Here is a 16,966-nt window from a genome sequence, read left to right as displayed (position 1 = left end):
GGTCGCGCGAGTATAGGGACCGCTCATCGTCCGGCTGGAGCGGGCATGTCGATCCACGCACCAAGGTCCGTGCAGATGGGGGCGGGAGGCGACCACGCCGGCACGGGCAATCCCGCGGTCTGGCGACTTCGACCCGCGCCGGGTTGGCGCTCGAGCCCCACGAAGAGCAGGCGCTCCGAGCTGCCAAGTTCCGCTTCGGGTATCCACGAATCCGGCAGCTCCACGCGAACCCGCCAGCGATCGGCGTAGCGACCGGCGTGCGCGGCAAGGCCGCCCATCGCGCCACCCGAGAGCATGGTGATGGCGCCCTGCTCGTTCACCGAGAAGCGAGCCGGTGTTCCGGCAGGGTCGCCCACCGTCACGATCACCTGATCGCCCGCGACAGGCTCCGGTCGGAGGCACTCGATGAACAACTCCCAACGCCGCGCGAGCTTGCGGATGCTCGCCGTGGTGCGCCACGGTGTGGGATCGGGCTCAATGCGTTGCGACTGCGCCGAGGCGAGAGAGAGTGGAGGCACGAACGCAGCGAAGCCGAGCCCCGGCGGGCGCACGGAGAAGATGCCGGGGCCGACCACGAGCCGGCCGCGCCATCGTCCGCTTTCGAGTCGCAGCGTGAGCCCGCCGCGCCAGCGCTCGAGCGGCTCCCCTCGCGGCTGCCCCGGCACAACGGCGACCCTTTCGATGGGCCGCTCAATGCGGGTGCGCGCCACTCCATGTGGAGGGATGAGGAGCGCCACCGGCACTTCGGCCGGCGCCTCAAGCCACGCACACCGCACCACCGCTTCCACCGGGAGCGGGTTCGCGGCCACCAGTGTGATCGATGCGCCTGCGTCTGACTCGAGCCAGACGGTCAACGGCGAGCGAGACTCCATCCAGCCGAGCGCGGCGCGCATCGTGGCTTCATCGTTTCGCTGGCGATCGAGAAGAATGGCGAGCAGCGAGGCCAACTCTTCGGCGCCGGCGATCCATGCGGCGATCAAGCGCGGGGCTCCCTGTGCCTGCGGGTCGCTGACACGCGAAGTGAGCAACTCGCGAAGCTCCTTCGCCACCGATGGGCTTCCTCGACGCACTCGCTCAAGACCGGCCTGCCAGAGTTCAGCGCGGTGGCGCGCCAGAAGCGCCGCGGGCGCCGCGAAGGGCGGCGCTTCACAGGTCATGTCCAACTCCTGAGCGAGCAGGACCCAGCGCCAGTACTCGCCGGGCGAGCGCGCATCGGGGAGATCGGGAGTCCCGGAGGTCAATCGAAGGACGCCTCGTGCCTCCACGACCTCCGGCGCGACCGCGGGCTCGGGGTCGATCCATGCCGGTGCCACGCGGACTGCACCAACTTCGATCGTTCCCGCAAAGTCAGCGGGCGTTTCGACGAGCGCCACGAGCGCCGCGTCGACACCGATGCCGGTCTCGTCGAATGCCGCGAGGAAGACCGACGGCGAGCGAACCTCGAGATCCTCGGCGGGCAGCGTCCACGATCGCTCTGCTCTCGGCAGACCACGGCTGACCACGCCAAGCGACGCCTGAAGTCGTTCGCCCGTACTGAGCGTCACCGGGACCTCATCGGGCCACTCGATGCGCCGCGTGTCACCGGGTCGTCGTGACGGCGGATCGAGCTCAATGGCCACCACGCCTCCACGCACCGCCAATGGCGCGGGCGTTCGAACTCCGAAGTTCACAAGTGGAGCGCCCGGCGCCGTTCGCGCCTGCACGGCACCAGCGAAGCCCGGGCTGGTCGCGCCGAGAGCGACGGCCGCCAGCGCACTCATCGAGAGCCGACTGGCCGCGCGCGGCGTTTGGCGAGCCCGTGTCCTTGAACTGCCGCGCATCAGGGCGATGGTAGTGCATTCGACGCTCAATCAGGCGCCCGGCGCGAACGCGGCGGCAGAGGCGTCACGACCCCCTGTCGGCGCACCACAGCCACTCGATGCCCGCCGGAGCGCCCTCTGCGTCAATCAGGGCGTGGCCGCCGCCGGTTGATCCGCGCCAACCTGCGCCGCTCTCTGGAGCAGACCACTGATCCGGTCGCGTCGATAGAGGTCATTGAGGTGAAGAGGCGGCGCCACTTCGTCGGAGTCGCCCTCGCCGAAGGGGGCGAGCGATCCGGTCAACAACGGATGCCGCACTGTCTCATGGCTCTGCGCAATGCCGCTCGGCGAAACTGTTCCGAACGCGCGACTCGCTGGCGTGACCCATGTGTCGATTCGAGTGGACAGCAGACCGATGCCGGGGAAGTCTTCCATCATCATCGGCATGATGTAGACCGCTTCGTAGTCATGCGGCATGGTGGGTTCGACGCGATGCACCGCGCTCGCAGGTGGAGTCTTCGCCTGCTGCTCCTCGGGAGAGACGAGCGCCAAGCGGGGCATCATGCCGCGCAGACCCGGAAGCCAGACGCGCCGCCAGTCGGGCTCACCGATGTAGAACATGGTTCCGGCGGGCACCAGCGTCTGCACCACCGGGCGCTTGTCGCGCATCGCCAGGGCGTAGTCACCCTGAGGGAAGACGGCGTAGATCGCGCCATCTCCACGAACGAGCACATCGGGGCGCTGCTCGACTTCATAGACCGTACTGAAGCCGCTCGGCAAGCGCAGGTCTGCCGCCTGCACGCGAAGGCTCTCGCTGAGAGCGCCGCGATCGGCGACCATTGCCTCGCTTGGGATGAGCCGGATCTGCTGGCGTCGACGAGTTGGCGCGGGAGGTACCGCCGGCCCCATGCGAGGTCGATGATCCCCAAAGGTGTTGCGGCGCGGAGACGCGTCGGCTTCTGCCTGCCGCGCGGCCAGCTCCTCGGGCGTGAGCGGAGGAAGCTCCGGCGGTGCCTCGCGTTCGGCAGGTTCGGGATAGCCGGGAATGGCCGGAGGCGGCGGAAGTCCCGGCACGCCATCGGCCATGCTCACGCCGATTGAACCGAGCGCGGTGAGCGCGGCGATGGAGGCGATGAGATGGAGGCGGTCTCGGGAGTGCACGGGCCAGCCATTATGTCGGCTCTCACCCCCCGGGATCAACAGCAAGGGTCGTCAACGCAGCAGGAAGAACCTCCTCGCCCCCTTCCCTGGCGATTCTGATGCCGTGGGCGGGGTCCACTTCGATCACCCGGCCGATCACGACCCGGTCGCCAACTCGGAAGCGGGCCATCGTGCCCCGCAGGACATCGCGCTCGAGATAGGCCGCTCGCACCAGATTGAGATCGGCATCAAGCCACTGCTCGAACGAGATGATCAGGCGTTCCACCACTTCCACGCGCTCAACCGCGACGCCGAGCATGCCGAGACTTCTGGCGCGCGGGGCGATGTCGGGCGGAAAGGTCCGCTGCAAGACATTGATGCCCACGCCGACGATCGCAACCTGACCGACGCATTCGATGAGAATGCCGCCGAGCTTGCCGCCATCGGGCGCGATCAGATCGTTCGGCCACTTGATGCCCACTCGAAGGGCGCCGGGCCGAAGCAACTCGATGGCGATCGCGACCGCGACAGCACTTCGAAGGAGAAGCACTTCGGCAGGCAGCGCAGGGATGACGAACGAGGTCGCCGTGCCCGCGTCGATGGTGTCGTCCCATCCTCGCCCGAACCGACCTCGCCCCGCGGTCTGGCGAAGCGCCGTGATGACTTCACCCGCGACCAGGCCCCGGTCTCGGGCAAGGTCCTGAGTCGAGCCGATCGAAGGAACCACCACCACGGAGCGAACCCAGCGCGTCGGCGCTCCGACCGTCTCAGTGTGCGATCGAAGCGACGCATCAAGTCGGCTCTGCCAACGCTCGACTTCCTCGGCGCTCGGCTCCACGAATGGCGAAGGAGACGCGCCCATCGCTTCGCGCTCAGTCATGGCGCCTCGTCGTGGAGCCGCTCGCGACCGCCGCTCGAGTCGAACGGCCAACTTCGACCTCCAGCGAAAAGTCGATCGAGCGTGCCGCGTGCGTGACGGCGCCAGCGGAAATGCGATCAACCCCGGTTCGGGCGATGGCGGCCACCGTCTCGAGGCGCACACCGCCCGATGCTTCGAGCACGATAGGAGAGCGGGCCCGCTCGCGCATCGCCACCGCGCGCGCGAGCTGCCCCGGACTCATGTTGTCAAGGAGCACCATGTCAACCGTACCCGATGGCCATGCAAGGATCTCGCTGAACTGTTCAAGCGTGTCGACTTCCACCTCCACGAAGCGCCACTTGGGCCGCGACCGCATGCTGCGCTCAAGCACGCGCTTCAAGCGCTCGAGTGCCGGCTCGCGTGCGCTTGAGAGCGCGGCGAGGTGATTGTCCTTCACGAGGATCGCGTCGAAGAGGCCGACTCGATGGAGCGCTCCCCCGCCACAGCGCACGGCATACTTCTCGAAGTTCCGAAGACCCGGCGTTGTCTTGCGCGTGTCAAGAAGCTGCGCCCGGGCGCCCCTGACCGAACGAATCTTCGCCACGAACGCCGCCGTCACAGTGGCCACGCCCGAGAGACGCCCGAGCAGGTTGAGCACCGATCGCTCCGCGGCGAGGATTCCACGAACCGATCCTTCGATCGTCGCCACCAGTCTGCCGGCGGAGATCGTCTCGCCATCGCGCGCCTTCGCTCGCAGATGAAGCCCCTTGAAGTTCGACTCGGCGAGGACCTTCACGGCGGGAAGGCCCGCGAGTGTGCAGCCCTCCCGCGCCACAAGGGCGGCGCGGCCGAGTGCCGACGCGGGAATGGTCAGGCGGCTGGTGACATCGCCGCGCCCGAGATCCTCCCGAACGATGCGACGACACTCGCGTCGGAGCTGCGCCGCGGGGAGAAGCTCGGCGAAGAGCGCGGGGAGTTGGAGCGTGTTGAGATCTCGAAGCACGCGACGAGCGTACCGCCCACACCGGGCAGGCTCGGACTCCACTCCGGCCGCCGACGCTCGTAGGCTCTCGACCATGAGTGACCCAGCGCCCGGCCCGGCTCCGTCGATCTTCACGCGCATCATGCGCGGTGAGATTCCATCACATCGTGTCTATGAAGACGCCCATGTCGTCGCCTTCCTCGATGTCGCGCCGGTGAGTCGGGGTCATACGCTCGTCGTCCCGCGCGAACAGGTCGCGAGCCTGCACGATCTCTCGCCGACCGCGGCCTCGGCGCTCGGCCAGGCCCTTCCACGAGTGGCCCGGGCCATCATGGGTGCGACCGGCTGTCGCGCGTACAACCTGCTCATCAATTCGGGCGCCGAGGCGGGCCAGGTGGTGATGCATGTGCACGCGCACCTGATCCCGAAACATGCCGATGGAAGCGGACTGCGCCACGAGTGGCGCGCGACGCCGCTCGACGCGAACGCCGGCGCCGAACTTGCCGCAGCGATTCGAGCCGCGCTCGCCTCAGGCTGACGATCTCGTCGACGGTGCCGACGCGCGACCATGCCACGAACGGCCGCGCGCGAAGTCAACCATACCTCAGCCGATCGCCGCCTCGCCTCAGCGCCTCGACTTCGAACCGCCTCGCGCCTTCGTTCTCCGTGGCCCACGAGCCGCGCGTGATCCCCGACCACCGGACTTCGACTTGCCGGCGCTCGAGCGCCCCGCAGGTGAGCGCGATGGTGTCGTGCCGAGGTCGATCGCCCACTTCGCCGCGGCCAATCGTGCGACCGGCACTCGGAAGGGCGAGCAACTCACATAGGCGAGTCCAACCTGCTCGAAGAAGCGGATTGACGCAGGGTCGCCGCCATGCTCGCCGCAGATGCCGAGCTTGATGTCGGGCCTCGTCGCTCGCCCCTTCTCGCAAGCGATGCGCACCAGTTGCCCGACGCCCTCGGCGTCGATGGTGGCGAAGGGATTGTCCTTGACGATCTCAAGCTCCGCGTAGCGCGGCAGGAAGCTGCCCGAATCGTCGCGACTCATGCCGAGCGCCGTCTGCGTGAGATCGTTGGTTCCGAAGCTGAAGAAGTCGGCACTGCGGGCGATGTCATCGGCCGTGATCGCTCCGCGCGGAATCTCGATCATGGTGCCGACCTGGTACTCGAAGCGCACGCCGCTCTCTTCCATGACCTGCTGCGCCACGCTGCGGATGACCTCCACCTGGAGTTCGAGCTCGCGACGGAAGCCGACGAGCGGAACCATGACCTCCGGCCGAACGGCAATCCCCTCGCGGCGCACGGCAGCGGCCGCCTCGAAGATCGCCCGCGCCTGCATTCGACTGATCTCGGAGTGCACGACGCCCAGGCGGCACCCTCGGAAGCCAAGCATCGGGTTGAACTCGTGCAGCTCCTCCACCCGGCGCGAAATCACATCAACGGGCACTCCAAGCTTCACCGCGAGCTCCTGCTGTGCCTCCAGATCGTGCGGCAGGAACTCATGCAACGGCGGGTCGAGCAGGCGGATGCATGCCGGCCGTCCATCGAGCGCTCGGAAGATCCCCTCGAAATCGGTGCGCTGATAGGGCAGCAGCTTGCTCAGCGCCGAGTGGCGCCCCGCATCGCTGCTTGCGAGAATCATCTCCCTCATCGCATCGATGCGATCGCCCTCGAAGAACATGTGTTCCGTGCGGCAGAGGCCGATGCCCTCGGCGCCGAAGGCGATGGCGTGATGCACCTGCTCCGGCGTATCGGCGTTGGTGCGAATGCCGAGGCGACGGAAGCGATCCGCGAGCTTCATGACGAAGTCGAACCAGCGGAAGACTTCGCTCTTGGCGGGATCGAGCGTCTTGGAGACGAGGACCTGCTTCAACTCGCTGTCCGCAGTAGCCATGCGGCCGGTGAAGACCTCGCCCGTGGTGCCGTCGACGGAAATCGCATCGCCCTCTCGCAGCGTGAGGCCGCGACAGATGAGCGTGCCCGCGTGGTAATCGATGACGATCTCACCCGCGCCGGCAACGCAGACCTTGCCCATCTGCCGGGCCACAAGTGCCGCATGGCTCGACACGCCGCCTCGAGTGGTCAGGATTCCATCAGCGGCGATCATGCCGCGCAGATCCTCGGGGCTTGTCTCGATGCGGCAGAGGATCACATGGCGCCCCTCGCGAGCGAGGCGTTCGGCGCGCTCCGCGGTGAAGGCGATCTCGCCCGTCGCGGCGCCGGGACCGGCGGGCAATCCGCGGCTCAGCAGGCGCCCCTCGCGCCGCGCCGCCTCATGCGCTCCCGTGTCGAAGATCGGCTGGAGGAGCTGGTTCATCGCCTCGGGGTCGGCGGAGCGGATCGCATGCTCCGGAGTCATCAGTCCTTCGCGCACCATGTCGTGCGCAATCCGCACATAGGCGCGCGCGGTGCGCTTGCCGTTGCGCGTCTGGAGCATGTAGAGCTTCTTCTTCTCGATGGTGAACTCGAAGTCCTGCACATCGCCGAAGTTCTTCTCAAGCGTGCGCCGAACTCGTTCGAGTTCCTTGAACGCGCGGCCGATCTGCGGATCATGCGCCATCTCCGCGACGGGCTTCGGTGTTCGTACGCCGGCGACGACATCCTCGCCCTGGGCGTTCACGAGGTACTCGCCGTAGAAGACATTCTCCCCCGTCGCCGGGTCCCGGGTGAAGGCGACGCCGGTGCCCGAGTCGTCGCCCATGTTGCCGAAGACCATGCTCTGCACATTCACCGCGGTGCCCCACTCGGCGGGAATGCGGTACTTCTGGCGGTACACGATCGCGCGCGGGTTCATCCAACTTGAGAAGACCGCGCCGATCGCGCCCATGAGCTGGTCGAGCGGCTTCGTCGGGAAGTGATGGCCGGTGCGCCGCTCGATGAGCGCGCGGTAGCGATGGACGAGCTCCTTCAGATGCTCGGTCGTGAGTTCCGTGTCATGGACGGCGCCGACCTCGCGCTTGAGGCCATCCATGACCTCTTCGAAGGGCTCATGGTCGTTCTCGTGGACCTTCTGCACACCCATCACGACATCGCCGTACATCTGGACGAAGCGGCGATAGCTGTCCCACGCGAAGCGCGGGTTGCCGGTCGCGTGGGCGAGAGCTTCGACCGTGTGGTCGTTGAGACCCAGGTTGAGAATCGTGTCCATCATGCCCGGCATCGAGTCGCGGGCACCGGAGCGAACCGAGACGAGCAGCGGGTTCCGAAGATCGCCGAAGCGCTTGCCGGTCTCCTTCTCGAGCGTGGCAATCGCCCGAAGAAGCTCGGGCATGAGCGCCTTCGGCATGTGACGCCCCTGCGCGTAGTAGAGATTGCAGACCTCGGTCGTGATCGTGAACCCCGGGGGCACGGGCAATCCGATCGAGGTCATCGCCGCGAGATTCGCCCCCTTGCCGCCGAGCAGCGACTTCATGTCGCCGCGACCGTCACAGCGACTCTGCCCGAAGAAGTAGATGAACCCGGGCGCGCTTCCGCGCGAAGCACCAGTTCGCTTCGCCGCCGAAGACTTCGCTCGCGCTGGGGCGCCACTCTTTCCACCAGGCTTCGAGCCACCGCGAACGCCGCGCTTCGAAGCCTTCGCGGCAGGCGAAGTGCTCTTCGTCTTACGGCGCGGCGCACTCGGCGCCTTGGCGGCGCTCTTCGCTGCTGCCCCCGAACGCCGACTCTTGGGTGCGGATGAACGACTCGCGCGCGAGCGCTGAGACGGCGGAACAAGAAGCGTGCTCATGGAAGTTCGGGAGTGTATGCACTGGCCTGCGGGTGGCGATCGGCCCGATGACCGCGATTGGCAGTCCCTCTGGCGCGAGAGGGTTCTTCGAATCGGCGCCGGAGGCGTGCCCGATGCGGCTCCGCCTCCATCGACCGTAGGATGATGGGCCGTGCGCGTGCAACCCCTTGCGTGGTCCCTTGATCCATGCGAAGTGATCGAGCGCTGGCCCCTCACCATGCCGCTCGCGGCGCTCATCTCGCGGGGCGGCGGAGCCCACGCCCGCTGGTCGATCTTCGGTCTGCCGCGCGCGTGGAGTGAAGTCGCCCGTTCAGAGAAGGACGCAGATGACCAGCAGCGTGCATGGCGGCGCCTCGTCTCACCCGGGCATCGCTCGACCGCGCCGATGCACGATGAGCCGTCCCTGCTTCCCCCGTCCGCTCCGGCTTCTGGCGAACCGACGGCGCTCCCCTTCGAGCGCGGATGGATCGGCTTTCTCTGCTACGAACTGGCGCAACTGATCGAGCCAACCTCGCTCACTCGGGGTCGTCTACTGCCCGGCTGGCCGCTCGCTGGCGGCTGGACCTGCGATGCGGCGCTCATCCATGACGCCCACAGCGGACAGTGGTGGCACAGCGGCCCGGCGTCGCGCCTGCCCGTGCTCGAGGCGCGCCGGGAGCACGCGCTGATTCACTCGATGCGCGCCGATCAGGCCGAAGGCACCTTCGCCGCCCAAGTCAGCCGCGTGCGTGACGCGATCCTGAACGGCGATCTCTTTCAGGCAAACATTGCGCAGCGTTGGAGCGGAAAGCTGACCGGCTCGCCCCGCGCGCTCGCGGTGGCCGCGCTCGAGGCGAGCCAGGCCCGCTATGGCGCCATCATCGAGCGCCCCGATGGTGCTGCGGTCATCTCCATGAGTCCCGAGCTCTTCCTCGAGGTCGATCGTTGCGGCGGAGTTGTCACCCGCCCCATCAAGGGCACCCTGCCCCGGGAGCGCGACCCCTCGGAGCTTCGGCGAAGCGAGAAGGATGCCGCCGAGCTCGCGATGATCGTCGACCTGATGCGCAATGACTTGTCGCGCGTCTGTCGACCGGGAAGCGTGCGCGTGGTGAGCGCAAGGGAGATCGAGACCCATCCAGCGCTTCATCACGCGGTCGCCGAGGTCCGGGGACGCCTTCGCCATCGAGTCGGTGTGCCCGAGCTGCTTTGGGCGACCTTCCCCCCGGGCAGCGTCACGGGCGCTCCCAAGGTCGCGGCGATGCGACTGATCGATGCACTGGAGGGTGCGCCGCGCGGTCCCTACTGCGGCGCGGTCGGTTGCGTCGCTGACCATGGAACGGCGGTGTTCAATGTCGCGATCCGCACGATCGTGCTTGACGCGCCCGAGAGCGACGGCACTTGCACCTTCCGCTACTCGGCGGGGTGTGGCATCGTGAGCGACTCCGATCCCGCACGCGAGGAAGCGGAGAGCGAGCTGAAGCGCGCCGTCCTCGATCGAACGGCGCAGGCGCTCTCATCGGCCGCAGGTTCGACCGTCACGCCGCACGAAGCGGTCGCTGCTTCTGCTGCGCGGCAATGACGAAGAGAATCTGGTCCGCCACCAGGCGCTGCGCCGGGTGATAGAAGCTGAAGTCAAAGGCGAGTCCCGCGTAGGTGAACTGGGCACTGTCGAGGTGGGTGTGAATCACCTTCGTCGTGGCGAGAATCGGCACCGGCATGGCCGCTCCCAGGGGCAGTCGTGCCCAGAGCACCGGATGACGCGAGAGGATCGACGCATCGGCAGGTTCGACACGCACGCCAAGACCGCCGCCACCGATGTTCATGACCGTCGCCTTGAACGAGGGCCCGACCTCCGGCTGAAGTCCATCGAGCACGCTTGCATCGACGCGCTCGCCGGCGAGCGCCGCGCGAATGAGGGGATCCGCCGCACGCTGCGTGTGGACCACGCTCGAGGGATCGAGTAGCGGCCAGAGGTCGATGGTGGGCAGGCGCAGCGCCCGGGCGTCGTAGCGGCCGTGGCGGCGCTGGCAGCGCTCGAGCGACTCGGGCGCTTCGAGTGTGAGCGACCCTCCGCGATCGACGCCTTGCGGCGTGACCCGCGAGAGCACGCGTGTGGGAAAGGTCCAGCGGTTCGGCCCGATCACGACCGCGCCAAGCAGCGCCGTTCCGGGGGTGAAGGCGATCAGCCGACCCAGCGCCCGCGGCGGGTCCACGACGATCTCATCGTCCGTCACGCGCTGAATGCGCACGCGCCAGATGAGATCACCGCGCTCGGCGTCATCGTTTCCCTCGGAGGGCGCGAGCGCAAGCTCAATTGCGCCGTCGCGATCGCACAACTGCTGGAGGGTTCGCTGCCACTGGGTTCCGCGTGCTCGAGAGGCCGGCATGGACGATCTCCTTGATGAGAGAGAAAGCTGCTCTTTCATCGGTCGATCACGGCCGCCCCCTCTGCGCGAGTGCCGACTCGAGGCGTCGAAGGTGCTCCGCCGCTTCCGTCTGTGCCGTTCGTGACGGCGCGTGGCCCGCGAAGCGGATGTCGTAGTAGAGTTCGACCAGTCGAGTGAACGCCGCCCCGACCTGCGCGTCAGTCTTGGCGAGCACGCCCGCGTGAAGGAGCGGAGGCCTGGTCTCGGGTTTCGCCAGACCCGCCGCATCGAGCTGAAGGAGTGCGTCGGCAAAGAAGAGCGCCTCCCTGCGGACGCGCCGCCGCTCCGACCCGTCGAGTTCGTCAAGACGAAGCAGTCGACGCCACCGACGCTCACGACGCCTCAGCAAGATGACCGTCGAGACGGCTCCAACCAGCGTGATCACCACGGAGGCGGCCCATACTCGTCCCACGCCACCGGACTCGAACTGCCGAGCCACCGTCTCCGTCCAATCACCAACCGCGCTCACCGCCCCGCGCAGCCACTCTCCTACGCGCTCGCCGCCGCCGCGCAGCATGGTGGACTGGGTTTGCGCATCAAACGCGACCACGCGCGTTCGCCAGAGGAAATCAATACCGTCATAGAACCATCGGAAGGGGTCGGTCCAACGACGGCTGCTGTCGGCGAGCGCTTCGAGGGTCGCGGACGGCGTTGGATCGACGGTGGTCCATGCCCACGGCCCGGTTCGCACTTCAACCCACGCATGGGCGTTGAGCTCGCGGACGATGTAGCTCGATGTGGAGGATTCGAACTCGACCGCGACAAATCCCACCACTACCCGAGCCTCGACGCCCACCGACTGGAGCATGCCGCAGAGCGCCGAGGCGAAGAGCTCGCAGTGGCCACTTCGACCGCGCCTGAGGAAGGCGTCGATGGGATCTTCCCCTCGGCGAAGGACCAGCCCCGACAGATCGGTCGTGTATCGGAATCCGCTGCCCTGGAGATATCGCAGGAAGATGCCGGATGCCTGTCTCGCCCACTCCCAGCGGAACTCCGGATCATCACGGAGCCGACTCGACGGTGGCGGAGTTTCGCCAACCTGCCCCAACACGCGGCGAGCTTCCTCAGCCACGCCCTGAACAGGAAAGCGCGGCTCGAACCACGATTGACGCGGCCCCGTGAGCGCCATCAGTCCGGGGGTTCCGATGAAGGGCTGGACCTTGACCTGGTAGCTCCAGACACGCGGACCTCGCCCCCAGTCCGGATCGCGAAGTTCAAAGGTCTCCGGGGAGAAGAGCACGCTGCCGACGCCGGGATAGGCGACCGCGACGGGTGCCCACGCTGAGAAGATGCGATCGGTGCTGAGCAGACGAAGATCAACCACCTGCGTGTAGGTCTGCTGCCGAAGATCGATTGGCGGCTGGCCGAGCGCTTCGAAGTCTTCCTCGCCGCCCGTCGGAATCGGACGACCGCGACCGGGGTCGCGGGTGGTCACCCAGCGCGCCGATCGAGCGTCATATCGATCGAGCACGGCGCCGCGCAACCGAAGCGGTTCTGGTGAACTGGTTGGCTGCCCCGCGGGATCGATCCACTGCACGCGCATCACTTCTCGACGCGATTGGGCGATGGGTGCCGTCGATCGCAGGTCCACCTCGGAGCGGAACCCCGAAACTCGACCCGCACCGCCGAAGCCATCGAGGCGCTGCATCATGTCGCGCGGGAAGAGCACGAAGAAGAGCAGGCTGCACACTCCGCCCATCACAAGGGCGCTCGTCACCACGCGGCGAATGTGGCGCCCGGCGCGCCCACCGAACACGGGCGGTGGCGGCGGTACACCCTGCGCCACCTGTCGATAGCGATCGGCGGAACGCTCGGCGCCGCGCTCCAGTCGATAGAGCACCAGCGAGAGAATGACGAGCACCGTGTACCCGAGCAGCAAGACGCCGAAGGTGAGATCCGTCGTGGCCAGACACCCCGAGAGCATCAGGACCAGCGAGAGTCCAAGGAGCTGCCGGCGATCGCGCGTTGTCTTGCGCTCATAGAGCTTGATGACGGTGGTCCACAGGACGAAGGTGCCGACTGATGCGGCGAGCGTGACGGGGTCGGCGCGGAAGGGCGCCTGCGTGAGCGTCCACGCGAGGATTCCCAGCACCGCGATGGTGGTCAGCCACTTGGGCAGACCACGACCGCGCGGTCCCTCGGTGATGATCCAGCTCGCCGCCGCAGGCACGGCCGCCATCAGGATCAGCGCCAGATCCTGCCGCGCCACGCCGAAGGCGACAATCGAGACAAGCGTTGTCGAGAAGGCGGTCACGGGAAACCGCATCGCCGGGTTCATGCGAGCAGATCTCCCAGGCGCGTGGCCGCAAGGTGCACCGAGTCCTCACGACCTTCGTCGAGATCGACGCGATCGACATGGACATGCACGACGGCGGCGCGCTCCTCTCGATCGCCGTCAGGTCGCGGAAGCCGCGGCGCGTCGAGGTCGATCGCCGCAAGCAGCGCCATCAGTCGCTGGAGATGCCAATGCCCTCGTCGCAGCAGCGTGCGGGGCGCATCGACTCCATGAAGGGAGAGGGCGTACTCGTATCCCTCCCGATCGGCTGCCGCGACCAGACTCGCGACGAGCGTGATGGCATCCTCCTCAAGCGCGCGGGCTCGAGCCGGCGCATCGTCGCCGGGCGCGACGCGAAGCATCGAGGTGGCTCGCGTGAGATCGAGAATCACCCGTAAGCGCGGCGGCGCATGCGTCGATCGCTCCACGGTGGCCAGTTCGTCCAGCCCCGCCCGCCTTCGCCACGCGATCTGGCGAGGGCTGTCGCCGGGTCGATACTCGCGCACGCCCAGGAAGTCCTCTCCCGGGCCGGGACGCGTCGTTGTTCGCACGCCACCGAGTCCCTGCGGCGCCAGCAGTCGAAGGACACCCGGCTTGAGCGATCGAATCGCCGGCAGCACCAGCACCTCGGCGGGCTGCTGGAAGACGACAATCTTCCTGAGCAAGCCGAAGGGAAAGGCGCTCGCCGCCTGGATCGCCTCGAATCGAAAGCGGCCTCGCCGCATGGGAACGAACATGCCCTCGACATGCGCCGTCTCACGCGGCCCCGCATGAAGCAGCCATGCCGGTGCGCTGCGGCCCGCGCCCGACCAGCCGCGCGGGCCTGCAACCGGCGCCTCATCGATCGAGAGGTCAAAGAGGGGCCACCACCGCACCGCATTGCGAACGATGTACCGCAGCGACATGGGCTCGCCGACGCGCCCCGTGCGCGGCTCGGTGCGCGTGACCTGCAGTCGAACCAGCATGCCCCCCGAGATGATGCCCGAAACGATCACGCCTGCGAGCATTGCGGCGAAGGCCCAGATCAGCAGGTTGTTCGGTCGATACGCGGAGGCAACCCCCAGAAGGACGGTGATGGAGAAGTAGGCGACTCCTGCCAGGGGGACATGGTAGAGACGCCGCATCGGCACCACAGCTCGGCCTTTCGATCAACGACCTCCGGGGCTCGACCAGAAGCGATCGGCGTCCCGGGTGAGATCAGCACTGCGGACCGAGTCAGCCCCACGCCGCGCAGGCCCGCGCGCCATGTTGACGAGGAGCGCCCCCTTGTTTGCATCGAAGGGCAGTGAGATGAGATCCTCGACTCCGGTGTATCCGCTTCGAGCGACTCGAATGCCCCACTGCTCATCCATCCAGCCGCTTCCGAATTCATCGAGCTTGATCGTGAACCAACCGTCGCTCCCTGACATGACGCTGGTGACCTCGGAACGACTGAGTGATCCCGGATCTCGCGTGAGCGTCACGCGCGCGCCGATCACCGGATTGCCCTCCTCCAGTCGCCCATCGGTCGGCGAGACGATCTGGATCGACTCAAATCCCGTGTCGAGCACACGGCCTCGCAGTTCGTAGGTGCAACCGCCGGTGACAAGGCAGAGGAGACCAACGGCCACCGCGACAGCCATCATCGGAAGTGAAGGAATCCGCTTCATCCGGGAAAGCGTAGCGGGATGGTCGAGTGCGAGCGCGTCGCTCGTGACACCGCGACAGGCTCGAGAGGCGCCAAGGGCTCGTTGCACCTGATGGCCTCGATGGTGTTCAAGGGCTTGACGGGCTTGAGAGTCGCCATCGTCAAGGCGAATCCCTGCCCACGGAATCGCGCTCACCCGATGCCGAAGACTCCCGGCCCGCTGAGCGCGAGAGATTTCCATCGTCCCCCATTGGCCAATCGGCGGGCTTCGGTTGCTGACGGAGCTCGCGCAGCGCACTCGAGATCACCGCCGTCACGAACGCGGCCGCGAGCGTGAAGACGAAGATCTTCGACGCCGTCGACGAGGTGACGCCGAACATCGCGGCCGACAGCGCCACCCCGCCGGCGAGGAGGATGGCGATGCCTCCCATCGCGATGACGGTCTTCAGTCTTCGGCGCCGGGGCGGGAACTCCGGCTCAGGCCCGACATCAACGCTATCCCAGTCGACGCTCGCCCCGAGTTGCTTCGACGCTTCGAGCGCCGCCTTGGCCTGCTCCACCGAGGATTGGCGCACCATCACGGGAATTCCCGTTGACCCGGGTGTCAGCGAGTGGGGAAGTCCGAGGTTGCCGAGCACGAAGATGTGCGCCTCGATGCCCGCGTCCTCGAGGACCGCAACGATGGTTCGTGCTTCGAACTCACCCCCCGCTTCCAACAAGGGCACCAAGGGATCGAAGTCGCTCACTCCACACCCCGCAATCGATCGATCTCCGCCAGCAGCGCATCGGGATCGTCGGGACCGAAGTCGCGCTCCCCCAGCGAGACGCGCCAATCCCTGACCTCACTCGGCGAGAGGCGAACGAGATGGCCTTCGCGCATCTCCGGGTGCGTGATGGAGGTCGCGCAGAGCGCCGCGCGGATGAACCCTGCATCGAAGCCATCCACTCGGAACCACGCCTGCTCCGGCAACGCGCCATCACGCTGGGCAGAGGGCGGCGCGATCGGCGCCTGAATCAGAAACGAGCGATGGGCGAGGTCCTTGAGCCCGGGAACCTCACTCTTCTGGAGGCTCGCGAATGCGGTCGCAAAGTCGGGCCAGGTGCGACGGGCGCGGCGCGCAGTCGCTTCCGCGTGACGGGTCCCGGCGTAGAGCACCGCGTGCCCGGAGACGAGCCGATCGATGACCGTCTTCGGCCACCAGACGGTGGGAGCGTCTGGGTCACCGTCCACCGCGTCACAGATGACGGCGCGGTGACCTTCGAGCGAAGGTCCTTGATCGGCCACGGCTCGGCGGCAGGCCACGCTGCCCGGCGCACTTGGCGCCAATCGCTCCGCCACTTCGCGCCACGGTCGTAGCGTCACTCGTAGCCCCGGACCCACTTCGATCGGTTCGCCCGGCGCGGGGAGCGGCTGCTCGAGCAAGAGGCTGACAACGGCGCCGAGGAGCGTCACCCCCGCCTCACCGAGTTCAGTGGGCAAGTCGACCAACTCGAGTTCGGGCCTTGCGCAGCGGCGCAGACCGTTGGTGAAGAGCATGCCGCGGCGACCATCACCGACCGCGCCGTCGCCCGCATCGCCGCCGGTGGCGAGCGCGAGCACACTCCAGAGCCATCGCTCATTCGGCCCCGCCTCCGGATGGAGGAACCACTCGTCGAGCGCCGCACGCTCGAAGACGACTCCACTTGAAACATCGAGAATCGCCACGGCATCGGGCACCGCGGCGGCGAGCATGCTCATCAGGACGAAGTAATCCTCGGCGGGTTCACTCAACCCAAGCTGCGCCTGCATGCGCACCACCCAGCGGCACTCCGCGAGCGCCGCATCGGACCCGCCCTGGGGCGCATTCGGGACCGCGGCGGCTCGCTCCGCCCAGAGCACCACCGGTGCATCGACCGAGGGCAATTCGGCCACAATGTTCCAGAGCATCTCCGGGCCGTCATCGCCGCTCTCAGTCTGACCGAGTCGCGCGTCCTCGCCGATCCACTCAACGATCGCTTGCGCGATCTCATCGCGCGATGGAGGCTCTTCACCAGGGTAGAAGGCGACCCAGTTCGAGGGCGGCTCCTCTTCCACCTGCCACGCGGGGTGGTCGGGCGGTCTGCCCTCGGGTGATGGTGTGGCGTGCGACGACATGGAAGTGCACCGCACCTT

At 67.4% G+C, this 16,966-nt stretch carries 13 protein-coding genes; 2 read left to right on the top strand and 11 right to left on the bottom strand.

What is annotated here, in order from left to right:
• Positions 1 to 23: 23 nt before the first annotated feature.
• The 4 genes from KF724_02855 to nadC all read right to left on the bottom strand — a co-directional run bounded on the left by KF724_02855 (position 24) and on the right by nadC (position 4,801).
• Complete coding sequence (locus tag KF724_02855) at positions 24 to 1,820, bottom strand: hypothetical protein (GenBank protein MBX3354620.1); 1,797 nt, start codon at positions 1,818 to 1,820, stop codon at positions 24 to 26.
• 126 nt (positions 1,821 to 1,946) lie between these two features.
• A complete protein-coding gene (locus tag KF724_02850) occupies positions 1,947 to 2,960 on the bottom strand; it encodes a hypothetical protein (GenBank protein ID MBX3354619.1) in 1,014 nt (337 codons plus the stop codon).
• 22 nt (positions 2,961 to 2,982) lie between these two features.
• On the bottom strand, positions 2,983 to 3,819 hold the full coding sequence (locus tag KF724_02845) for a biotin--[acetyl-CoA-carboxylase] ligase (GenBank protein ID MBX3354618.1): 837 nt from the start codon (positions 3,817 to 3,819) through the stop codon (positions 2,983 to 2,985).
• Positions 3,812 to 4,801 carry a carboxylating nicotinate-nucleotide diphosphorylase gene (gene nadC, locus KF724_02840; protein ID MBX3354617.1) on the bottom strand — a complete coding sequence of 330 codons (990 nt, stop codon included), beginning with the start codon at positions 4,799 to 4,801 and terminating at the stop codon, positions 3,812 to 3,814. Before nadC ends, KF724_02845 begins: the two co-directional genes overlap by 8 nt.
• 73 nt (positions 4,802 to 4,874) lie before the next feature.
• Between nadC and KF724_02835 the strand changes: the two genes are divergently transcribed.
• Positions 4,875 to 5,318: an HIT family protein gene (locus tag KF724_02835; protein ID MBX3354616.1), complete on the top strand. Its 444-nt coding sequence runs from the start codon at positions 4,875 to 4,877 to the stop codon at positions 5,316 to 5,318.
• Between the two features lie 87 nt (positions 5,319 to 5,405).
• Here KF724_02835 and ppdK read toward each other — a convergent pair whose 3' ends face one another.
• The gene (ppdK, locus tag KF724_02830) at positions 5,406 to 8,507 is read right to left on the bottom strand and encodes a pyruvate, phosphate dikinase (protein ID MBX3354615.1); all 3,102 of its coding nucleotides are present in this window, start codon (positions 8,505 to 8,507) and stop codon (positions 5,406 to 5,408) included.
• A 151-nt stretch (positions 8,508 to 8,658) separates the two neighbouring features.
• Here ppdK and KF724_02825 point away from each other — a divergent pair, with 151 nt between their 5' ends.
• Positions 8,659 to 10,065: an anthranilate synthase component I family protein gene (locus KF724_02825; GenBank protein ID MBX3354614.1), complete on the top strand. Its 1,407-nt coding sequence runs from the start codon at positions 8,659 to 8,661 to the stop codon at positions 10,063 to 10,065.
• On the opposite strand, the gene KF724_02820 is transcribed toward KF724_02825, so the two are convergent.
• From KF724_02820 to KF724_02795, 6 genes are all read right to left on the bottom strand, one after another.
• Positions 10,022 to 10,873 carry a hypothetical protein gene (locus KF724_02820; GenBank protein ID MBX3354613.1) on the bottom strand — a complete coding sequence of 284 codons (852 nt, stop codon included), beginning with the start codon at positions 10,871 to 10,873 and terminating at the stop codon, positions 10,022 to 10,024. The genes KF724_02825 and KF724_02820 overlap by 44 nt on opposite strands.
• Before the next feature lie 46 nt (positions 10,874 to 10,919).
• Complete coding sequence (locus KF724_02815) at positions 10,920 to 13,166, bottom strand: DUF3488 domain-containing protein (GenBank protein MBX3354612.1); 2,247 nt, start codon at positions 13,164 to 13,166, stop codon at positions 10,920 to 10,922.
• Between the two features lie 20 nt (positions 13,167 to 13,186).
• Complete coding sequence (locus tag KF724_02810) at positions 13,187 to 14,311, bottom strand: DUF58 domain-containing protein (GenBank protein ID MBX3354611.1); 1,125 nt, start codon at positions 14,309 to 14,311, stop codon at positions 13,187 to 13,189.
• A gap of 24 nt (positions 14,312 to 14,335) precedes the next feature.
• Positions 14,336 to 14,836, bottom strand: a complete 501-nt coding sequence (locus KF724_02805) for a hypothetical protein (protein MBX3354610.1) — start codon at positions 14,834 to 14,836, stop codon at positions 14,336 to 14,338.
• A 139-nt stretch (positions 14,837 to 14,975) separates the two neighbouring features.
• On the bottom strand, positions 14,976 to 15,539 hold the full coding sequence (locus KF724_02800) for a hypothetical protein (GenBank protein MBX3354609.1): 564 nt from the start codon (positions 15,537 to 15,539) through the stop codon (positions 14,976 to 14,978).
• A gap of 17 nt (positions 15,540 to 15,556) precedes the next feature.
• On the bottom strand, positions 15,557 to 16,948 hold the full coding sequence (locus tag KF724_02795; GenBank protein ID MBX3354608.1) for a hypothetical protein: 1,392 nt from the start codon (positions 16,946 to 16,948) through the stop codon (positions 15,557 to 15,559).
• Positions 16,949 to 16,966: the final 18 nt, after the last annotated feature.

This window comes from Phycisphaeraceae bacterium (genome assembly GCA_019636735.1).
GTDB lineage: Bacteria > Planctomycetota > Phycisphaerae > Phycisphaerales > SM1A02 > VGXK01.
Note: the sequence above shows the minus strand (reverse complement) of the source record. Positions and strands in the feature narration are given on the sequence as shown.

Excerpts from the sequence above, each read along its gene's own strand:
- KF724_02855 (MBX3354620.1), bottom strand. The coding sequence starts at position 1,820 with ATGCGCGGCAGTTCAAGGACACGGGCTCGCCAAACGCCGCGCGCGGCC.
- KF724_02845 (MBX3354618.1), bottom strand. The coding sequence starts at position 3,819 with ATGACTGAGCGCGAAGCGATGGGCGCGTCTCCTTCGCCATTCGTGGAG.
- KF724_02835 (MBX3354616.1), top strand. The coding sequence starts at position 4,875 with ATGAGTGACCCAGCGCCCGGCCCGGCTCCGTCGATCTTCACGCGCATC.
- ppdK (MBX3354615.1), bottom strand. The coding sequence starts at position 8,507 with ATGAGCACGCTTCTTGTTCCGCCGTCTCAGCGCTCGCGCGCGAGTCGT.
- KF724_02820 (MBX3354613.1), bottom strand. The coding sequence starts at position 10,873 with ATGCCGGCCTCTCGAGCACGCGGAACCCAGTGGCAGCGAACCCTCCAG.
- KF724_02810 (MBX3354611.1), bottom strand. The coding sequence starts at position 14,311 with ATGCGGCGTCTCTACCATGTCCCCCTGGCAGGAGTCGCCTACTTCTCC.
- KF724_02805 (MBX3354610.1), bottom strand. The coding sequence starts at position 14,836 with ATGAAGCGGATTCCTTCACTTCCGATGATGGCTGTCGCGGTGGCCGTT.
- KF724_02795 (MBX3354608.1), bottom strand. The coding sequence starts at position 16,948 with ATGTCGTCGCACGCCACACCATCACCCGAGGGCAGACCGCCCGACCAC.